General features: G+C 70.4%; 17 protein-coding genes. 9 read left to right on the plus strand and 8 right to left on the minus strand.

The window, feature by feature from the left end; genetic code table 11:
• Window positions 1–65: 65 nt before the first annotated feature.
• The gene (locus ACFT9I_RS38315) at window positions 66–1,187 is read right to left on the minus strand and encodes an aminoglycoside phosphotransferase family protein (RefSeq protein WP_382572190.1); all 1,122 of its coding nucleotides are present in this window, start codon (window positions 1,185–1,187) and stop codon (window positions 66–68) included.
• Window positions 1,188–1,417: 230 nt separating this feature from the next.
• Here ACFT9I_RS38315 and ACFT9I_RS38320 point away from each other — a divergent pair, with 230 nt between their 5' ends.
• Complete coding sequence (locus tag ACFT9I_RS38320) at window positions 1,418–2,908, plus strand: hypothetical protein (RefSeq protein WP_382572191.1); 1,491 nt, start codon at window positions 1,418–1,420, stop codon at window positions 2,906–2,908.
• Between the two features lie 88 nt (window positions 2,909–2,996).
• Here the strand turns inward: ACFT9I_RS38320 and ACFT9I_RS38325 are convergent, their stop codons facing one another.
• The 6 genes from ACFT9I_RS38325 to ACFT9I_RS38350 all read right to left on the minus strand — a co-directional run bounded on the left by ACFT9I_RS38325 (window position 2,997) and on the right by ACFT9I_RS38350 (window position 8,740).
• Window positions 2,997–4,430, minus strand: coding sequence for a PP2C family protein-serine/threonine phosphatase (locus ACFT9I_RS38325; RefSeq protein ID WP_382572193.1), 1,434 nt, complete (start codon window positions 4,428–4,430; stop codon window positions 2,997–2,999).
• A gap of 189 nt (window positions 4,431–4,619) precedes the next feature.
• Entirely contained in the window at window positions 4,620–5,141 is a 522-nt protein-coding gene (locus tag ACFT9I_RS38330) for an SRPBCC family protein (RefSeq protein ID WP_382572195.1), read from the minus strand.
• A 109-nt stretch (window positions 5,142–5,250) separates the two neighbouring features.
• On the minus strand, window positions 5,251–5,859 hold the full coding sequence (locus tag ACFT9I_RS38335; RefSeq protein WP_382572196.1) for a TetR/AcrR family transcriptional regulator: 609 nt from the start codon (window positions 5,857–5,859) through the stop codon (window positions 5,251–5,253).
• Window positions 5,856–6,218 (minus strand): DUF1304 domain-containing protein, encoded by a 363-nt coding sequence (locus ACFT9I_RS38340; RefSeq protein WP_382572197.1) that lies wholly within the window; start codon window positions 6,216–6,218, stop codon window positions 5,856–5,858. Before ACFT9I_RS38340 ends, ACFT9I_RS38335 begins: the two co-directional genes overlap by 4 nt.
• Before the next feature lie 82 nt (window positions 6,219–6,300).
• On the minus strand, window positions 6,301–7,710 hold the full coding sequence (gene glsA, locus ACFT9I_RS38345) for a glutaminase A (RefSeq protein WP_382572198.1): 1,410 nt from the start codon (window positions 7,708–7,710) through the stop codon (window positions 6,301–6,303).
• A 187-nt stretch (window positions 7,711–7,897) separates the two neighbouring features.
• Window positions 7,898–8,740 carry an endonuclease I family protein gene (locus ACFT9I_RS38350; protein ID WP_382572200.1) on the minus strand — a complete coding sequence of 281 codons (843 nt, stop codon included), beginning with the start codon at window positions 8,738–8,740 and terminating at the stop codon, window positions 7,898–7,900.
• 339 nt (window positions 8,741–9,079) lie between these two features.
• Here ACFT9I_RS38350 and ACFT9I_RS38355 point away from each other — a divergent pair, with 339 nt between their 5' ends.
• From ACFT9I_RS38355 to ACFT9I_RS38375, 5 genes are all read left to right on the plus strand, one after another.
• On the plus strand, window positions 9,080–9,979 hold the full coding sequence (locus ACFT9I_RS38355; protein WP_382572201.1) for a family 16 glycosylhydrolase: 900 nt from the start codon (window positions 9,080–9,082) through the stop codon (window positions 9,977–9,979).
• A gap of 185 nt (window positions 9,980–10,164) precedes the next feature.
• Window positions 10,165–11,502 carry a ricin-type beta-trefoil lectin domain protein gene (locus tag ACFT9I_RS38360; protein WP_382572212.1) on the plus strand — a complete coding sequence of 446 codons (1,338 nt, stop codon included), beginning with the start codon at window positions 10,165–10,167 and terminating at the stop codon, window positions 11,500–11,502.
• A gap of 224 nt (window positions 11,503–11,726) precedes the next feature.
• On the plus strand, window positions 11,727–12,488 hold the full coding sequence (locus ACFT9I_RS38365) for an SDR family NAD(P)-dependent oxidoreductase (RefSeq protein WP_382572203.1): 762 nt from the start codon (window positions 11,727–11,729) through the stop codon (window positions 12,486–12,488).
• Window positions 12,489–12,530: 42 nt separating this feature from the next.
• Window positions 12,531–13,034, plus strand: coding sequence for a 2,4'-dihydroxyacetophenone dioxygenase family protein (locus ACFT9I_RS38370; RefSeq protein WP_382572204.1), 504 nt, complete (start codon window positions 12,531–12,533; stop codon window positions 13,032–13,034).
• A gap of 81 nt (window positions 13,035–13,115) precedes the next feature.
• On the plus strand, window positions 13,116–14,084 hold the full coding sequence (locus tag ACFT9I_RS38375; protein ID WP_382572205.1) for a LysR family transcriptional regulator: 969 nt from the start codon (window positions 13,116–13,118) through the stop codon (window positions 14,082–14,084).
• A gap of 103 nt (window positions 14,085–14,187) precedes the next feature.
• Here ACFT9I_RS38375 and ACFT9I_RS38380 read toward each other — a convergent pair whose 3' ends face one another.
• The gene (locus ACFT9I_RS38380; protein WP_382572206.1) at window positions 14,188–15,120 is read right to left on the minus strand and encodes a LysR family transcriptional regulator; all 933 of its coding nucleotides are present in this window, start codon (window positions 15,118–15,120) and stop codon (window positions 14,188–14,190) included.
• Between the two features lie 236 nt (window positions 15,121–15,356).
• Here ACFT9I_RS38380 and ACFT9I_RS38385 point away from each other — a divergent pair, with 236 nt between their 5' ends.
• The 3 genes from ACFT9I_RS38385 to ACFT9I_RS38395 all read left to right on the plus strand — a co-directional run bounded on the left by ACFT9I_RS38385 (window position 15,357) and on the right by ACFT9I_RS38395 (window position 18,406).
• On the plus strand, window positions 15,357–16,697 hold the full coding sequence (locus ACFT9I_RS38385; protein WP_382572207.1) for an MFS transporter: 1,341 nt from the start codon (window positions 15,357–15,359) through the stop codon (window positions 16,695–16,697).
• 100 nt (window positions 16,698–16,797) lie between these two features.
• A complete protein-coding gene (locus ACFT9I_RS38390) occupies window positions 16,798–17,454 on the plus strand; it encodes an RraA family protein (RefSeq protein WP_382572209.1) in 657 nt (218 codons plus the stop codon).
• Window positions 17,455–17,458: 4 nt separating this feature from the next.
• Window positions 17,459–18,406, plus strand: a complete 948-nt coding sequence (locus ACFT9I_RS38395; RefSeq protein WP_382572210.1) for a sugar kinase — start codon at window positions 17,459–17,461, stop codon at window positions 18,404–18,406.
• Window positions 18,407–18,440: the final 34 nt, after the last annotated feature.

The following is an 18,440-nucleotide window of genomic DNA, read 5'->3' on the forward strand; positions in this document are numbered from 1 at the left end:
GCCGCGCGCCGGGTGTGTCGGCACCGGGCGCACGACGCGCCGCTCTCCCCGGTCGTACCCGCCGGTCAGCGTGTTCCGACCGCCGCGCGCACGGCCCGCCGGGCCATGGCGCAGTCCTCGTGCAGCCGCCGCAGCAGCAGCCGCTGCTCCTCGCCGCTCGGCGCCCCCGGCTGAGGCTGGTTCGCCCCGCCGACGGGAGGCGCCTCGCGCATGGTGCGCTGCACCTGCGTCTCGTACTTACGGATCTCCGCCGTCAGCACCAGCATCAGATTGACCAGGAAGGCGTCCCGGTCCGCCGTACCCGTGATCTGCGCGAGCTTGCTGATCTGCTGGCGCGCCAGTGTGTTGTTGCCGAGCACCATCCACAGCGTCGCCAGGTCGTACCCGGGCAGATACCAGCCCGCGTGCTCCCAGTCGAGGAGCACCGCCCCGGCGGGCGACAGCAGCATGTTGGAGAGCAGCGCGTCACCGTGGCAGAACTGCCGCATGCCCGGCCGCCCGAGACCACGCATCAGCTTCTGCAGATCCCCCAGATCCCGGTCCGTGAAGAGACCCAGCTCGTGGTAGCGGGTGATCCGCCGCGCGTAGTCGAGACCGGCACCGAACATGTCGCCCGGCGGACGCCAGGTGTTGAGCCGGGTCACGGCACCCAGCACCGTCCGTACATCGGCGCGCGGTGGGGCCTCGACGGGGTGGCGCGACAGGGCCGCGGCACGTCCGGGCATCCGCTCGACGACCAGCGTGCAGTTGTCGGGATCGGCGGCGATCAGCCGGGGCACCCGCACCGGCGGGCGGTGGCGCACGAACGAGCGATATGTGGCTATCTCGTGCCGGAAGCTCTCGGCCCACGCGGGTGACTGGTCCAGTAAACACTTGGCCACCGCGGTCGTCCGCCCTGTCGTCCCGACCAGCAGCACCGAGCGGCCGCTGCGCCGCAGCACCTGCACGGGGTTGAACTCCGGACAGATCCGGTGCACCGAGGCGATGGCCATCTTCAACTGCGCGCCCTGGGGGCCCGACAGGTCGAGCCTGCCGCCGAGCGGCCCGTTGGCCGCCCCTGTCCAGCGCCTGGCCCGGCCGGCGTGGGTGGGGTCGAGATACGGTCCACCGCCGGCCGCGGGTGGCCGCTGCTGCCGGGGCGGGGCGGTCACGGAGGACGATGCTGTGTACGACGACGCTGTGTACATGGGCGAACGGATCCCTTCGTGTACCGACGAATTACCCGCGCCGCCCGTCCCGGCGGTCGTTCACACCCTGGGGAATGTGTCGGACTGCCGGGCCGGGGTGGCGCGTTCCTACACGACACCCCGCCACGGGTGGCACACCATGTGGCGCACCCTGGCGAAGCCTGGCGAATAGTCGCCAGGCATCTGACAGAGGGTTACTGTCAACTCAGCCGAGAACCTGGGGGCTTGACGTGACCGGAGAACCCAACGCCCGCCTGTCGGACCTGTTCGGCCTTGCCGGCTGGTCCAAGGGCGAACTCGCGCGGCTGGTGAACAGACAGGCGGCGGCCATGGGCCATCCGCAGCTGGCCACCGACACCTCGCGGGTCAGACGCTGGATCGACATGGGGGAGATCCCGCGCGATCCGGTACCGAGGGTGATGGCGTCTCTGTTCACCGAGCGGCTCGGCCGTGTCGTGACCATCGAGGACCTCGGGTTCGTACGACACGGACGCGCGGGGAGACGACGGGACGCCGGGAGCGCATCGAACCCCGACGGCCTGCCTTGGGCGCCCGACCGGACGGCTGCGGTCCTCACCGAATTCACGGGAATGGACCTCATGCTCAACCGACGCGGCTTGGTGGGCGCGAGCGCCGTGCTCACCGCAGGCACCGCACTCAGCAGCTCCATGTACGACTGGCTGCACTCCGACCCCGCACTGACAGCCGACGCTCCCCGGAGCGCCGAACCCCTGCACGCCGACCCCGCCGGGTACGACCGCTACGAGGCCGCCCCCATCGGGGCGCAGGAGATCGACGCGCTGGAGCACTCCGTCGACGTGTTCCGGGCCTGGGACGCCTCCCGGGGGGGCGGCCTCCAGCGCAAGGCGGTGGTGGGACAGCTCAACGAGGTGGGCGGCATGCTCTCGTACCGCCATCCTCCCCATCTCCAGCGGCGCCTGTGGGGCGTCGCTGCCAACCTGGCGGTGCTCGCCGGCTGGATGTCGCACGACGTCGGCCTCGAACCCACCGCCCAGAAGTACTTCGTCATCGCCACCCACGCGGCGCGCGAGGGCGGCGACCGTCCGCGCGCGGGCGAGGCGCTCTCCAGGGCGGCGCGCCAGATGGTTCATCTGGGGCGGCCGGACGAGGCGCTGGACCTGATGAAGCTGGCCAACTCCGGTTCCGGGGACGAGGTGCTGCCCCGTACCCGGGCGATGCTCCGCACGATCGAGGCCTGGGCACAGGCGTCGATGGGGCGCGGCCAGGCCATGCGCCGGACCCTCGGCGAGGCGGAGGAACTCTTCGTCTCGGACAAGGGCGATGTGCCACCGCCGAGTTGGATGCAGATGTTCGACGAGGCGGATCTGCACGGCATGGAGGCGCTGGCGTACCGTACGCTCGCCGATCACGATCCCTCGGCGGCGGCCATAGCTCAACGGCATGCCAAGCGGGCGATCGAGCTGCGGCAGAACGGCCGTCAGCGGTCGATGATCTTCGACTATCTCTCACTGGCCTCGGCCTGCTTCATCGCGGACGATCCCGAACAGGCCGACCGCTACGCGCGGTTGGCGCTGGTGTCGATGGGGGAGACCTCGTCGCACCGCACCTGGGACCGGCTGCGGGAGATGTACCGGCTGACCGGCCAGTACGCGGCGCACGCCACGATTCAGGATCTGCGCAGGGAGATCGACGCGGTCCTGCCGAACCAGACGAAGAAGCCGAGGAGTTCGAAGATCTAGATCCCAAGAGCCAGTTCCCACAGGCCAGTTCCGAAGATCCAGTCACGTCAGGGGTCCGGTCAGGGATCCCGTACGTCGAAGGGGACCGTCAGGGGTCCTCGGGGGCGGTCTGCTCCGCCGGGCCGATCCTGGCCACCAGTACACAGGCGTCGTCCTCGCGTCCGGTCTCGCCGAACTCCTCGACGACCGTCCTGACACAGTCCTGCGCGTCACGTGCCCCGGTCAGGCGAGGTCCGAGCGCCAGAAGCCGGTCCACCCCGGTCCGGTCGGTCAGTCTGCCGGTGTGCAGCACCAGCAGATCATCGGGCAGCAGCTGGATCTCGGCCTGTTCGTACGCGGCACCCGATGTCGCGCCGAGCAGAACGCCGTCCAGCGGAGTCAGCGCGCGCCCCGTCCCGTCGCGGAACAGCAGCGGGGCGGGGTGGCCTGCCTGTGCCCAGACGAGGGTGCGGGTCTCGGCGCGGTAGCGGCAGCAGACGGCGCTGCCGAGCGCGGGTTGCTCGGCGGTGTCGAGCAGTTGGTTGAGATGGCCCATCAACGCACCCGGCTGGACGCCCGCCACCGCCATACCGCGCAGGGCGCCGAGGAGCATCGCCATCGTGGAGGCGGCCGTCACGCCGTGGCCGGTGAGATCGCCGACCGTCAACAGGGTGTTCCCGTCGGGGAGTCTGAGCGCGTCGAACCAGTCACCGCCGACGAGTCCGCCGCCCGTGGGCGGCAGATAGTGACCGGCCAGATCCAAAGTGCCCGGCCGGCTCTGCGGGGAGTTGAGGGTCCCGCGCCACGACGGCAGCACGGCATCCTGAAGCTCGGCCACGATGCGCTGTTCGGTCCTGGCGGTCCGCTCGCGCCGCCGGAGCGTGTCACCGGACTCGTCGACGGCGCGCCGGCTGCGGCGTAACTCGCTGACGTCCCGCAGCACCGCCCACATGGAGGCGGCGCAGCCGTCGGAGTCGAGCACGGGCTCGCCCATCATGTGCAGCGTGCGGACGCGCCGGTCGGTCCTGACGATGCGGAACTCGCTGTCGATGGGCTTGCCGTCGACGAGACACTCGGTCACCAGCGTCTGGAGCAGGCTCTGGTCCTCGGCGACCATCACCGACGGCAGTTCGTCCAGGGTCATCGGGCCCTTCTCGGGCGGTCGGCCGAAGATCTCGTACAACTCCGGCGACCAGGTGACCTCGTCGGTGAGGAGATTCCACTCGGCGCTGCCGACCCGGCTCAGCAGCGAACCGGTCTCGTCGCCGGCTTCCGCCGCCGTGACCGTCGACTCGGTCTCGTCGCCGGGCAGCCCGTTCTTGAGCTGTCCCAAGTGGGCGCCGAGGTCGTCGAGTTGATGAACCGCCAGGTCGCAGAGCGCGCGCTGCCAGCGCCGTCGCGTGTCGTGCTCGTCGGCGACGGCGTCCCTGCGCACGGCGTCCACGTCGCCGCGCAGCCTGCGGGTGCGCGTGATGAGGGACTCCACCACGCCCCGCTCCGGTGGCTGCGGGGCGGGACGGTCCGCGAACAGATGGGACGGCATCTCGAACTCCGATACAGGCGTGGCCCTGCCAGGTCTGAAGGGTGGACAGTTACGACTGTTGCACAGGCTGCTATGGGCCGTAAGGCATTCGGCAACACTCGATCCGGTGGTGCATATGGCATATGCCACAGGCTGGGTAAGTGACCTACCGTCACGGGCGAGTCGGCATCGGCGAGTTGACGCGGCCCGTCAGCCCGCCGCGGCGGGGCCGTCGACCGCCCGCTTGAGGTTGCTCAGCGTCCGGTGGATGTTCCTGGCCTGGAAATCGGCGAAGGTGTGACCGCCCGTCGCGATCCGGTCGAAGCCGTTCGCTACGGCGTCGGGCCACGAACGCCGGTCGTCCGTCCAGGTCTCGGTCACACGCGTGCCGCCGTCGACCGCCTCCAGGCGGTACTCCCAGGTGGCGATCGGACCGTGCAGCCGCGGGGTCCTGGGCCCGATCGCGTGGACACGGAAGGCGAACCGCTCGCCCGCGTCGGCGGCGGTCACCGTGCAGCGCGTCGTCCAGCGCATCGGGCCGCGCTTGTTGTGACCGTCGAAGACCATCCCCACGTACGTGTCCCGGGCTTCGCCGGCCTCGCCACGGACCGTCGCCCCGAGATTCTCCGGACTCCACCGGCCCATCAGCGCGGGCCGGCTGATCTGCTCGTACACGACGGCGGGGGAGGCGGCGACGACGACACTGTCGGACACGGTGAACGTACGCGGCAAGGGGGGCTCCGATCCTGTGCTCCGGACCCTGGCGGCGGTCCGGACCTCCGACTCTAGGGCGTGTCCCTCGGGCGGGGCCCCCGGGCCCCGGCGCCCGCCCCCGCCGCGCTCAGCCGGTGGGGGCGCGGTGGAGTGCGATCAGCAGTCGCCACACCTGCCCGGCGACCTTGGCCGGCGGTGCGTCGATGAGGCCGTGCAGCCAGTCCGCCAGGACGCCGGCGAAGGACGCCGCGACCGCTGAGGCGATCAGCTCCGGCTCGGGCCCGCCGGCCAGGGCGCGTTCCGTACGGCTGCGCTCCCGCAGCTCCCGGTGGAGCAGCTCGCCCAACGGGCCGCTGCCGCCCGGTCGCAGCAGCGTGCGGTACAGATCGGCGTGCGGTACGAGGCCGGTGAAGAAGGCCGTCAGGTCGGGCGGCGGCGACGCGGGGTCCGGCAGCCCGCGCCAGGCGTGCAACGCGTCCACCGCCTCCCGGACGACCGTGGCGCACGCGTCGACGGCGAGTGCCTGGAGGTCCGCGTAGTGCAGATAGAACGTGGCCCGGCCGACCCCCGCCCTGCGCACCAGCGCCGCCACGCCCACCTGTTCGAGCGGGCGCTCCGCGCACTCGTCGAGGAGCGCCTGCCGCAGGGCGGCCCGCGTCCGGGCCGCCCTGGGGTCGGCCGGGGCCGGCGAGCCCGCCGTCCCGTCAGCCGCCGCACCGGTCATCCCGCCGGTCATCCCGCCGCCAGTACGACGGCCAGCGCGACCGCGCCCGGCAGCGCCTGGGCGAAGAGGATGCGGCGGTTCGCCGTGGCCGCGCCGTACACCCCGGCGACGACCACACAGCTCAGGAAGAAGATCTGCGCGCGGTACCCGGTGGGGTCGCCCGCGATCAGGCCCCAGACCAGGCCGGCCCCCAGGAAGCCGTTGTAGAGACCCTGGTTGGCGGCCAGGGCCGCGGTGGCGCGGGCCATCTCGGCGTCGAAGCCGGACAGTCTCCGGCCGGGGCCGCGCTCCCAGAGGAACATCTCAAGTGCCATGAAGAAGAAGTGGAAGGCGGCCACGAGGGCGACCAGGATCTGTGCGGCGGTACTCACGGGGGCATCCTCAGGAGTCAGTATTCTGGACTGGTGTCTGTGAACTATAGACACCTGTCCAGAAGATGCGCCACTCCGGGGGCTATTCGTCGTCCGAACGACCGTGCCCCTTCTGCCGGTTGATGCCCGCCGAGAGCAGCGCGTCCTCACACCGGGCCACCGCCGTCTGGCGGGACGGCACCTGCCGCCACGCGCCCTCGCCGTCCGTCCCCGAGCCCTCGTCGGCGTGCGGCGCCAGATCGCCGACCACCGTCACCTGATGCCCGCGCGCCGCCAGCCGGCTCAGCGCCTCCCGCAGCATGACCTCGGCGAACGGTCTGACCTCCGTCACCTCCTCCAGGTCGAGCACCACCCAGCCGGGCTCCTCGGGGACGACGGTGCCGAGTTCGTGCAGCAGCCGTTCCACCTCCGTGAAGTCGAGGATCCCCTGCGCGGCGACGATCGCCACGTTGTCACCCGCGCGTTCGATGACCTCGCGTTCCGCCTCGCTGCGCGGCCGGTCCGACGGCGCCGTCCGCGCGGTCTCCGCCAGCATCACGGTCGGCGCCGTCCGCGAGGACCGGCGCATCAGATGGAGACCGAACCGGGCCGACAACTCACGCAGCACCGCCACGCCGCGTACCGGATTTCCCAGGGCGTCCAGCGGCGGGCTGTGCACCGCCATGCCGAACCGCGCCGGACTGGCGGCGATCAGCCCGCCCGACACGCCGCTCTTCGCGGGCAGTCCGACCCGCAGCAGCCAGTCGCCCGACGCGTTGTACATCCCGCAGGAGGCCATGACCGCGAGCACCTGCACGGCCACCGGCTCGGGCACCACCGTCTCGCCGGTCGAGGGATTGACGCCGCCGTTGGCCAGCGTCGCGGCCATCACCGCCAGATCGACCGTCGTCACACGCACCGAGCACTGCCGGAAGTACGTCTCCACGCCGTTCGGGTCCCCGGGCAGCGACCCCGCGCCGCGCATCAGATACGACAGGGCCCGGTTGCGGTCGCCGGTCTCCGACTCCGACGCGCGGACCCGCTCGTCCACGTCCAGCCGCCGCCCCGCGAACCGGCCGAGACAGTCGAGGATCCGCGCGAACCGCTCCTCCTCGTTCGCTCCCGGCACCAGCGCGGTCGTGACGATCGCCCCCGCGTTGATCATCGCGTTCGCCGGCCGCCCGGTGCCCGGCTCCAGACTGATCGCGTTGTACGCCTCGCCGCTGGGCTCCGCGCCGACCCACCGGGTCACCTCGTCGAGTCCCAACTCGGCCAGGACCAGCGCGTACACGAACGGCTTGGACACCGACTGGAGGGTGAAGGGCGTGTCGACGCCGCCCGACCAGTAGTGGTTGCCGCCCATGCTGGTCAGCGCGATACCGAAGGTGTCCGGGTCGGCGGTGGCCAACTGCGGGATGTACGAGGCGACTTCACCCTCGTCCAGGGTGGCGACCCGCCGCTGGAGCTCCACCAGCGCGTCGGTGATGACATCGGTGGCCGAGACGGGCGTCACGGACGACCTCCAGAAGGCTGGCTGCGGAGTGCGCCGGGGCAAGCCGAAGCCCCCGGGCGCGGACTCGATCATCCGCGCCCGGGGGCTCCGGCCAGCATTCCCCGATGGGGGCGCTTGGAGTTAACGCCCCACTCAAGCATTCGCGACGATCACGTCCGGGGAGGCCGCGCCGTGTCACCCAGGGGTGTCACCAGATGGACTCGGCCCATTCGGGGTGGTCGATGAACGGGTTGCGGTTGTGCTGGAACTGGCTGTATATGAGGTCGTTGCGGCGCTTCTCGAAGGCGTCCGGCGGGTCCTCGTCGTTCCACTGCTTCAGCACGGACAGCCGTCCCATCAGGGGGGCCGAGCCGTTGTTGACACGGTCGTTCGGTTCGAGGTCGGCGAAGGAGTCGGTGCCCTCGTAGCGGACCGCCATGTAGAGGATCATGCGGGCGACATCGCCCTTGACCGCGTCACGCGGCTCGTAGGAGTCGCTGTCGGTGAGGTTCCCGGGGGCGCCGCTGACCGGGCTGCCGCCGTTGTCGAAGTCCTTGTTGCCGCGGATGCCGTTGACCTGCACATCCTCCGGGCGCAGATGGTGGACGTCGGTGCCGGGGCCCTGCGACGTACCGAAGTCGCCGTGGGACTGGGCCCACACGTGCTCACGGTTCCAGTCGCCGACGGCTCCGCCGTTCTTCGACTTCGCGCGCGAGATGCCGCTGTAGAGGAGGACCACGTTGGCGGAGTTGTTGGGGTCCTGGTCGGTGACCTTCAGCGCTTCCCAGACGCCGCTGTACGAGAGCTTCGTCTGGTTGCTGATGATGCCGTGCAGCGCGCTCTTGAGCGCGGGCCCGGTCTTGCCGAGCGCGCCCTGGTAGTAGGTGTCGTCCAGTGCGGCGGTTCCGGTCGAGGTGCCGGTGGCGGTGGTTCCCGACGAGGCCGCCGGGGGTGTGGCGGCCGGGGCGGCGGCCGCGCTGCCGGCGAGCACCGCGGCGGCGGCGCACAGGGCCAGCACCGGCCGCACGGCGGGAAGGTGACGACGAGACATATGGGGGGTGCCCTCTCGATCAGGAGATCACCGCGCGTAGATCCGACGGGTGGGGTGCTGCACACGGTGACCAGGTCGATGTGACGTTTCCGCAGGAGCTTTCCACAGCGCCTGTGACGCTGGGGTGAATGCTCCGCGTCCATCATGTGCAGGTCAAGATGCGGGCCCACGTCGGGAGTTGAGTAGGGGAAGACTGCCTCGCGCGTTCACATGGATGGGCCGAAAACACGGTGCTGATAATTTTGGTCCATACCAACTCCTTGACGGGCATCCCCTGGCTGCCTTAAATCAAGCATTGAAATAAGCGCGCGAGCGCTTCCCCTCCCAGCTGTACCTGTCATGCGCATGCCCCCCACGCAAAGCGATGTGATGACCGTGCATATGTCCTGGCGGCGCCGTACGGCGCTGTACGCCCTCGCACTTCTGTGCACCTCCGGAGCCGTGGCCGCCGTGCCCGCCGGAGCCTCCGCCGCGTCGGACCCCCACTCCGCCGCGGCACCCGCAGCCATCAAGTTCGAAGACAACTTCGACGGCCCGGCCGGAGCCGGTGTCGACGGAAACAAGTGGCAGATCGAGACCGGCGACAACGTCAACAACCACGAGCGGCAGTACTACACGTCCGGGAACAACAACGCCCAGCTCGACGGGCAGGGCAATCTCGTCATCACCGCCCGCAAGGAGAACCCGGGCAACTACCAGTGCTGGTACGGCCGTTGCGAGTACACCTCGTCCCGGCTGAACACCTCGGGCAAGTTCGACTCCGCGTACGGCCGCGTCGAGGCCCGCATGAAGATCCCGCGCGGCCAGGGCATCTGGCCCGCGTTCTGGGCACTCGGCAGCGACATCGGCCAGGTCGGCTGGCCCAACAGCGGTGAGATCGACGTCATGGAGAACGTCGGCTTCGAGCCGGGCACCGTGCACGGCACGCTCCACGGCCCCGGCTACTCCGGCGCGGACGGCATCGGCGCCGGCTACAGCCTGCCGAACGGCGAGGCGTTCGCGGACAACTTCCACACCTTCGCGGTCGACTGGGCTCCGGACTCCATCAAGTGGTCGGTGGACGGCAACGTCTTCCAGACCCGTACGCCCGCCGATCTCGGCGGCCGTCAGTGGGTGTTCAACAAGTCGTTCTTCCTGATCCTCAACCTCGCGGTCGGCGGCTACTGGCCCGGTGACCCCGACGGCAGCACTGTCTTCCCGCAGCAACTGGTCGTCGACTACGTACGCGTCAGCGACTAGTACCCCGTTTCTGTTTCTCGAGTGCCGGACGGGCAAGGGCCGGACAGGTCCCGGCCCGTCCGGCACCCGAGGACGATCCGGCCCACCGGGCGTTCCCGGTGGGCCCCCTCAGAAGTGGACGGTGACCTCGCATGACCGCCTTGTTCAAGCCCTGGAAGCACCTCAGACCGCTGGCACTGCTGGCCATGCCCCTGGTGGCCGTCGCCTCGACCGTGAGCGTGACGCCGGCGACCGCGGCCGTCGCGGCCGTCGGCACCATCACCGGCCTCGGTGGCAAGTGCGTGGACGTGGCGGGTGCGAGCTCCGCCAACGGCGCGGCCGTTCAGCTGTACGACTGCAACGGCAGCGCCGCGCAGCAGTGGGACGTCGCCTCGGACGGCACGATCCGCGCGCTGGGCAAGTGCCTCGACGTGAAGGACAACGGCACGGCGAACGGTTCCGTCCTCCAGCTCTGGTCGTGCTCCGGAGCCGCCAACCAGAAGTGGACCGTCTCGGCGGCCCGCGACATCGTCAACACCCAGGCGAACAAGTGCCTGGACGCCACCGGCAACAGCTCCGCCAACGGCACCAAGCTCCAGCTGTGGACCTGCACCGGCTCCGCGAACCAGAAGTGGACCGCGCCGTCCGGCGGCGGGAACCCCGACCCCGGTGGCGCGCCCATGGCCGTCGCGCCGTACATCTACAACGGCTGGGGCAGCCCGCCCAACCCCGCCACCGTCCAGAACGCGACCGGCGTGAAGTGGTTCACCCTCGCCTTCGTCCTCAGCAACGGCTACTGCAACCCGCAGTGGGACGGCGGGCGGCCGCTGGCCGGCGGCGTGGACCAGCAGACCATCAACACCGTGCGCGCGGGCGGCGGCGACGTCATCCCGTCCTTCGGCGGCTGGAGCGGCAACAAGCTGGAGAGTTCCTGCGGCAGCGCGGGTGAGCTGGCCGCCGCGTACCAGAAGGTCATCAACGCGTACGGCCTGAAGGCGATCGACATCGACATCGAGGCCGCCGCCTACGACAGCCCGACCGTCCAGCAGCGCACGGTGGACGCGCTCAAGACGATCCGGGCCAACAACCCCGGCATCAAGCTCTACATCACCTTCGGCACCGGCCAGAACGGCCCCGACACCAGCCTGATCAACCGCGCGGCCTCCTCCGGCCTCACGATCGACAGCTGGACGATCATGCCGTTCAACTTCGGCGGCAACGGCCAGAACATGGGCACGCTGTCCGTCCGCGCGGCCGAGGGCCTGAAGACCGCTGTCAAGAACGCCTACGGCTACGGCGACGACGAGGCTTACCGCAAGACCGGCATCTCGTCGATGAACGGTGTCACGGACGTCGGCGAGACCATCACCGTCGCCGACTTCCGGACGATCCTCGCCTACGCGCAGCAGCGCCACCTCGCCCGGCTGACCTTCTGGTCGGTCAACCGCGACCGGCCCTGCACCGGCGGCGGGGCGGACACCTGCTCCGGCGTGGGCCAGGCCGACTGGGACTTCACCCGCGTACTGGCGCAGTACCGAGGCTGACCCGGCCGCTCCTGCCGCCACCGCCCCGGACACCGTTCCCACCCACGGTGTCCGGGGCGGTGCGCGTGCGCGGGCGGTGCGCGGGCGGGGCCGGGACCTGTCCGGGCGAGACCCGCCGTAATCGAATGGGGGTCATCCTCCTCCCGCATGATCGAAGGCCCCACACCGCCAAGGCTGTTGGAATCGGACCCGTAGCGTCGTGATTCCGTGCGGAGGGGATGGCAGTGAGCGAGGAGCACCTTGCGGAGCCCGTCGACGACGGGGAGCACGACGCGGGAGGCGAGGACCGGCGCACAGTCGTCGTCACCGGTGGGACCAGTGGCATCGGCGCCGCCGTCGCCGAGCGGTTCGCCGCCGCCGGCGCCCGGGTGATCGCCGCCGGGCTCGACGCCGCCGGCGCCGCGGGACGACTGCCCGACTCGGTCCGCCGTGTCGAGATCGACCTGACCCGCGCCGGGGACCTCGAAGACTTCCTCGGCGGTGTCGAACGGCTCGACGTCCTCGTCAACGCGGCCGGTGTCATCGCCCGTGGCCACGAGTACGAACCCGAGGTCTTCGCCCGTGTCGTCGACGTCAACCTCACCGGCACCATGCGCGCCTGCGTCGCCTCGCACGACCTGCTGCGCCGCTCGGGCGGCTGCATCGTCAACGTCGCCTCCATGCTGAGCTTCTTCGGCGGCCCCAGGGTCCCCGCCTACACGGCCAGCAAGGGCGGCATCACACAGCTCACCAAGGCGCTCGCCGTGGCCTGGGCCGAGGACGGCATCCGCGTCAACGCCGTCGCGCCGGGCTGGATCCGTACGGCCCTGACGGCCGACCTCCAGACCAACGACGAAGCGGCGCGGCGGATCATCGAGCGCACCCCGATGGGGCGTTGGGGCGAGCCGGCCGACGTGGCCGGCGCCGTGACCTTCCTCTGCGGCCGGGACGCGCGCTTCGTCACCGGGGCCGTACTCCCGGTGGACGGCGGCTATCTCGCCGCGTGAACTCCCGAATCCCCCTGACCCCCGTATCCCAGGAGGAGCACCATGACCGATCAGCAAGGCCCCGTCATCCCGCTGTCCACCATGGTCCCGGAGGAGATCGCCGTCGCCGCCCTCCCCGACGACGACCGGATCTGGGTGCCCCAGGCCCCCAACGTCTGGTTCCGACCACTGATGTTCAACACCGTCACCGGCCAGTGGTGCAATCTGCTGAAGGTCACGGCGGCGGGGATCGTTTCACGCCATCGCCACCCCGGAGTCGTCTTCGGCTACGTCATCAAGGGCAAGTGGCACTACTACGAGCACGACTGGGTCGCCGAGGCCGGACACTTCGTCTACGAGCCCCCGGGCGAGATCCACACCCTCGCCGTCCCGGAGGACTGCGACGAGATGATCACGTTCTTCAACATCACCGGAGCGATGGCCTACGTCGACGACAACGGCGTCCAGATCGGCTACGAGGACACCTTCACGAAGATCGACATGTGCCGTGCCCACTACACGGAAAATGGCCTCGGCGCCGACTACGTGAATCGGTTCATTCGCTGAACAAACCCTCCATAGCCCCCGTGACCTGCGCTGTAGGCTCCCTGACCTAGGTGAAGACCTAGGCACAAGGGACGGGGACTCATGGACATCGGGAGCGTCTACCACTACCGGATCGACTGGATCGCCAGCTTCGTGGCCGTGGCCCACCACGGCGGATTCTCCGCCGCGGCGAAGGCCCTCTACCGCTCACAACCCAGGGTCAGCAGCCATGTCGCCGAGCTCGAAAGGCTGCTGGGCACCCGACTGCTCGACCGCTCCGTGCAGCCCGCGGTCCTCACACCCGAGGGCCGCGGGCTGCTGCCGCACGCCGAGGAGATCCTGCGCCGGCTCAACGTCCTGGCCGATCTCACCGGGGGAACGATTTCCGGACAGGTCAGGCTCGGGGCGTACCCCAGCGCGGCCTCGTACCTCTACCCGCTTGCCGTACGTGCCCTGCGGGTCACCCACCCCCAGGTCCGGCTCGTGCTGCGCGAGGGACCGAGCGTCGCGCTCGGCGCAGATCTCGTCAGCGGCGACCTCGACCTCGCGATACGCCCCCTGCATCCACTCATCAACTCCGACCTGGTCGCCAGCCGGGTGCTCTGGCGCGAACCCCTCGTCGCCGTCTTCCGCGCCGACCATCCGCTCGCGCGCACCGGCTCCGTACGTCTCGCGCAGACCGCGATGCTCCCGGTGATCAGCATCGGCGAGAGCGGCGAGGGCCAGGCCCGCCAGTACGAGACGAACCTCGCCTTCGCCAACGCCGGTCTCAACCCGGTGATCGCGGCACAGACGAACCAGCCACAGACCCTGATCTCCCTGGTCCGCCACGGACTTGGCGTCGGCGTCACCAACAGCCTCGCCATGACGACCGCCAACACCGAGGGCGTGGCGCTCGTCCCCATCGCCGATCCGCAGTGCGAGCGCGCCGTCGCCGCCTGGTGGCGCGCCGGACCGGTCGTCTCACCCGCCGTCGAGGCCGTGCGCGAGGTCATCGGGAAACTGCCCCTGCCGCAGTGGCCGTGGGGCGAGGACGCCGACAGCGTACGGACCGCGAGAGCGGGCCGATGAAATACCCGACCGGCCGTTCCCCGGCCGGTCGCCGTACGCCAGTCATTCGTTTTCCGAATGCCTTGCCGACGGAATCCGAATTACCCGACGAGGCCCCGGTGTATTACGACAGCCGCTGAGTTCCGGGCGGAATGGGCGCTTCGAGGATTTCCCGCAACAGCGTACGCGCCGCCGGAATCAGCGGCCTGTTCGCATCCCAGTGCACCGCCACCCGGCGCCCGCACGGGGCGTCGAGACGCCGTACCGTCACGTCCCGGGTGTCCGCCGTGGACACCGCGAGATGGTTGGTCACGCCCACCCCGAGCCGACTGCGGACGAGCGAGACGAGCGTCTGCGGCTGGTTCGTGGCCTGTACGGCCTCCGGCTCGAAACCATGCTCGCGGAAGACCTTGTACGTCTCGAAACCGGGCACGTCCGGCGATCCCAAGCGCCCGATGGTGATCAGCGGATACGCCGCGACGGCCGCCACCGGAAGCGGGTCAGGCAGCTCGTCCAGCGGGTGCCCCAGCGGCAGAACGACCGCCAGGGACTCCTGCCACAGCGCGCGCAGCCGCACCGTGTCACCGACCGGCGGAGCCATGGGCCGCAGGTAGATGTCTATCTCGCCGTGCGACAGCGCCGAGTCCAGCTCCAGCGTGGAGCGTTCGACGAGCACCACCTTGATCGCCGGCCGGCTCACCGCGAGATGCTCCAGCAGACCGGGCACGAACGCGGCGCTCGCGCTCGGATAACTCCCCAGCGTCACCACACCCCTGGCCGAATCACGACGGGTCGCCATCGCCTCCTCGGCGGTCCCCAGCCGGTACAGGATCGCGCGGGCGTGACCGGCGAGCACCTCGCCCGCCTCCGTCAGCCGTACGGGCCGCTTGCTCCGGTCGAAGAGCGGCACACCGGCCTCCCGCTCCAGCGCCGCCACATGCATGCTCACCCGCGGCTGGGAGCGGTGAACGGCCTCGGCAGCGGCACTGAAACTCCCCGTGTCGATGACTCCGAGGAATGAGACAAACCATTCGAGACGAACTTCTGGTCGCAGCATGCCCCTTGCTGTACGCGAGCCGACAGCGGGCAACAAGGTCCGTCCGACGAAGCGAATGAGCCGCAATCCGTTTTCCGAATACCCGTATGTGCAACTCGCCCTTCACGCCGGGGACAACGGGCTCATACGCTCACGCCACTACCGGGATCCACCAGGAGCCCCCACCTCCGGACCCGGCGACCGATGACTCCTGCCACTGCTCACGTGCAAGGACGACGCACGTTCGAGGAGCATTCATGACCTCAACCCCACCAGTCCCGGCCACTCCGGCGGGACGTGTCAGATGGACCATGATCTGGCTGGCCTTCGGGGCCGTCACCATCAACTACATGGACCGCGCCAACCTCGGTGTGGCACTGCCCTACATCACCAAGGACCTCGACCTCTCCAAGACCGCGACCGGACTGCTGCTCGGCGCGTTCTTCTGGACGTACGCGGTGTTCCTGCCCGGCGCCGGCTGGCTGGTCGACCGCTACGGCCCGCGCCGGATGATGGCCTTCGCCGTCGCCGCCTGGTCGATCGCGACCATGCTGGTCGGCGCGGTCACCGGATTCCTGGTGCTTCTTCTCGTACGTCTGGTGCTCGGAGCCGTCGAGTCGCCCGCGTACCCGTCCAGTTCACAGATCGTGGCGCGCTGGTTCCCGGTGCGCGAGCGCGGCATGGCCGCCTCGATCTTCGACAGCGGCGGCCGGGCGGGCACCGCCTTCGCGCTGCCCGTCACCACCGTGGTGATCGCCTGGCTCGGCTGGCGCGGCTCGTTCGTCGCCGCCGGAATCGTCGGGCTCTGCTTCACCGCCTTCTGGCTGAAGTTCTACCGGGACCCCGACGAGCACCCGAAGCTCGGCGCCGAGGAACGCGCCTACATCCGGGCGGGCGGCGCCAACGAGGCCAACTCGACGATGCCGGCCATGCCCTGGAAGGAGCTGTTCCGCTACCGCACGGTGTGGGGCATGGTCCTGGGCTTCTTCTGCCTCTCCTTCGTCCTGTACTTCTTCATCACCTGGTTCCCGTCCTACCTGGTCGACGAGCGGGACTTCGACCTGCTCAAGCTCGGCTTCTTCGGCATGATCCCGGCGCTGGTGTCGATGCCCGCGCAGTGGGCCGGCGGCTGGGTGCAGACCCGGCTGATCAACCAGGGCCACACCGTCACCTACGCGCGCAAATTCCCCATCGTCATCGGGCTGGTCCTCTCCTCGGTGATCGTGCTCGCCGGAGTCGTCGAGAGCGCCTACGTCGCGCTCGGCCTGCTCGCCGTCTCCCAGGCGTCGCTCTGCTTCGCCGCGTCGAGCCTGTGGGCACTGCCCGCCGATGTCGCGCCGACCCCGGCCAACGTCGGTTCGCTCGCCGGAATCCAGGGCTTCGCCTCCAACGCCGCCGGTGCGCTCAGCCCGGTCGTGGTGGGCGTACTCCTCGACGCCTTCGGCGGCTCGTACTTCGTCCCCCTCGCCGTCGCCGCCGGCGTGTCACTGCTCGGCGCCCTCGTGTACGGCGTCGTCATGAAGCACGTAGTGCCGCTCGGCACCGAGCCGGAGAAGGCCGTCAAGGGCGTACCCACCGCGCCGAAGAGCCCGGCCTGACCCCTGGGCCGCCCGGCCTGACCGCCAAGACACCCCCGCCCCGCACCTGTTCCCCCGGAACCCGTATCCCGGAACCCGGGACAAAGACTGGAGAACCCCTATGACCAGCTACTCCGAGGCGACCCTTGAGGCCTACCGGTCCCTTGCCACCGCGTCGGTCGCGGACGCCGTCGAACAGCACGGCGTCCGCGGCTATCTCGAAGGAGCGGTCCACCAGGTCGTACCGGGCGCGCGGACCCTGGCGGGACCGGCGGTGACGGTCCGTGAGGTGCCGGACCCGGAGCTGGAACCGCCGGTGCACGCGCTGGCCGCGATAGACGAGTCCCCGGCCGGCAGCGTCGTGTGCATCGACGCGGGCGCCGCCGACGTGGCCGTGTGGGGCGGGCTGATGACGGCGGGCGCGGTGGCGAGGAAGCTGGCCGGCTGCGTCCTGGACGGCGGGGTGCGCGATGTCACCGAGATCCGGCGGGACTTCCCCGACTTCCCGGTGTACGCCCGCCACGCCGTGCCCGCCACCACCCTGGGGCGCTACCGCACCGTCTCGCTCAACGAGCCCGTCGTCCTCGGCGGAGTGACCGTACGCCCCGGGGACCTGATCGTCGCCGACCGCGACGGTGTCGTCCGCGTACCGCGAGGGCTCGTCGACGAAGTCCTCGCCACCGCGCAGGACATCGAGAACCGCGAGAAGGAACAGACCGCGCTGATCCTGTCCTCGGGGTCGCTGCGGGACGGCCTCGCCAAGTACAACCGGATCTGACGCGATGCCGGCCACCGACCCCTCGGTGCTCTCCCTGGGGGAGCCCCTGCTCGAATTCAACGCCGCCGCCGAGGGAACACTGGAGAGTTCCACCGCCTTCCGCATCGGCTTCGGCGGCGACACCTCCAACATGGCCATCGCCGCCCGCCGTTCGGGCGCGAGCACCGGCTACCTCACCCGCGTCGGCGACGACGCCTTCGGCCAGGCACTGGCCGAGCTGTGGCGCCGGGAGGGAGTCGACACCACGCATGTCGTCACCGAACCCGGCGGCGCGACCGGCATCTACTTCATCACCCGGCACGGCGACGGGAAGCACGCCTTCACCTACCGCCGCGCCGGATCACCGGCGAGCCGCCTGACTCCGGCCGACATACCGGAGCGGGCGATCGCCGCCGCCCGGCTGCTGCACATCAGCGGCATCACCCAGGCCATCAGCCCCTCCGCCTGCGACGCGGCCTTCCACGCCATGGAGACCGCCCGCGCGCACTCGACGCTCGTCTCGTACGACCCCAACCACCGGCCCGCCCTGTGGCCGGTGGCCCGCGCCCGAGCCATCGTCATGCGCAGCGCCGAGCTGGCGGACGTCGTCCTGCCCAACCTGGACGAGGGCCGGCTGCTCACCGGCGTACACGAACCGGCCGACGTACTCGCGGAGTTCGCCGCGCGAGGACCCGCGATCGTCGCGCTCAAGATGGGCGCCGACGGCGTACTGCTCGGCACGGAAGGCCGCACCACCCATGTGCCGGCCCACCGCGTCGTACCCACGGACGCGACCGGCGCGGGCGACACCTTCGACGGCGCCTTCGCGGCGCGTCTGCTCGACGGGGACTCCCCGCTGGAGGCGGCGCGTTACGCGGTGATCGCGGCGGCGCTCACGACGACGGGCCACGGCGCGGTGGGCCCGATCCCGGACGCGGAAGCCGTACGCCGGGCGGGTGCTTCCCGAGGTTAGGGCTTGGACCTGGGTCGCCGGACGGGCTTCTGCC

This window comes from Streptomyces sp. NPDC057137, assembly GCF_042670825.1.
Lineage (GTDB): Bacteria > Actinomycetota > Actinomycetes > Streptomycetales > Streptomycetaceae > Streptomyces.

Excerpts from the sequence above, each read along its gene's own strand:
- ACFT9I_RS38315 (WP_382572190.1), bottom strand. The coding sequence starts at position 1,187 with ATGTACACAGCGTCGTCGTACACAGCATCGTCCTCCGTGACCGCCCCG.
- ACFT9I_RS38325 (WP_382572193.1), bottom strand. The coding sequence starts at position 4,430 with ATGCCGTCCCATCTGTTCGCGGACCGTCCCGCCCCGCAGCCACCGGAG.
- ACFT9I_RS38335 (WP_382572196.1), bottom strand. The coding sequence starts at position 5,859 with ATGACCGGCGGGATGACCGGTGCGGCGGCTGACGGGACGGCGGGCTCG.
- ACFT9I_RS38350 (WP_382572200.1), bottom strand. The coding sequence starts at position 8,740 with ATGTCTCGTCGTCACCTTCCCGCCGTGCGGCCGGTGCTGGCCCTGTGC.
- ACFT9I_RS38355 (WP_382572201.1), top strand. The coding sequence starts at position 9,080 with ATGCGCATGCCCCCCACGCAAAGCGATGTGATGACCGTGCATATGTCC.
- ACFT9I_RS38360 (WP_382572212.1), top strand. The coding sequence starts at position 10,165 with ATGCCCCTGGTGGCCGTCGCCTCGACCGTGAGCGTGACGCCGGCGACC.
- ACFT9I_RS38370 (WP_382572204.1), top strand. The coding sequence starts at position 12,531 with ATGACCGATCAGCAAGGCCCCGTCATCCCGCTGTCCACCATGGTCCCG.
- ACFT9I_RS38375 (WP_382572205.1), top strand. The coding sequence starts at position 13,116 with ATGGACATCGGGAGCGTCTACCACTACCGGATCGACTGGATCGCCAGC.
- ACFT9I_RS38380 (WP_382572206.1), bottom strand. The coding sequence starts at position 15,120 with ATGCTGCGACCAGAAGTTCGTCTCGAATGGTTTGTCTCATTCCTCGGA.
- ACFT9I_RS38385 (WP_382572207.1), top strand. The coding sequence starts at position 15,357 with ATGACCTCAACCCCACCAGTCCCGGCCACTCCGGCGGGACGTGTCAGA.
- ACFT9I_RS38390 (WP_382572209.1), top strand. The coding sequence starts at position 16,798 with ATGACCAGCTACTCCGAGGCGACCCTTGAGGCCTACCGGTCCCTTGCC.
- ACFT9I_RS38395 (WP_382572210.1), top strand. The coding sequence starts at position 17,459 with ATGCCGGCCACCGACCCCTCGGTGCTCTCCCTGGGGGAGCCCCTGCTC.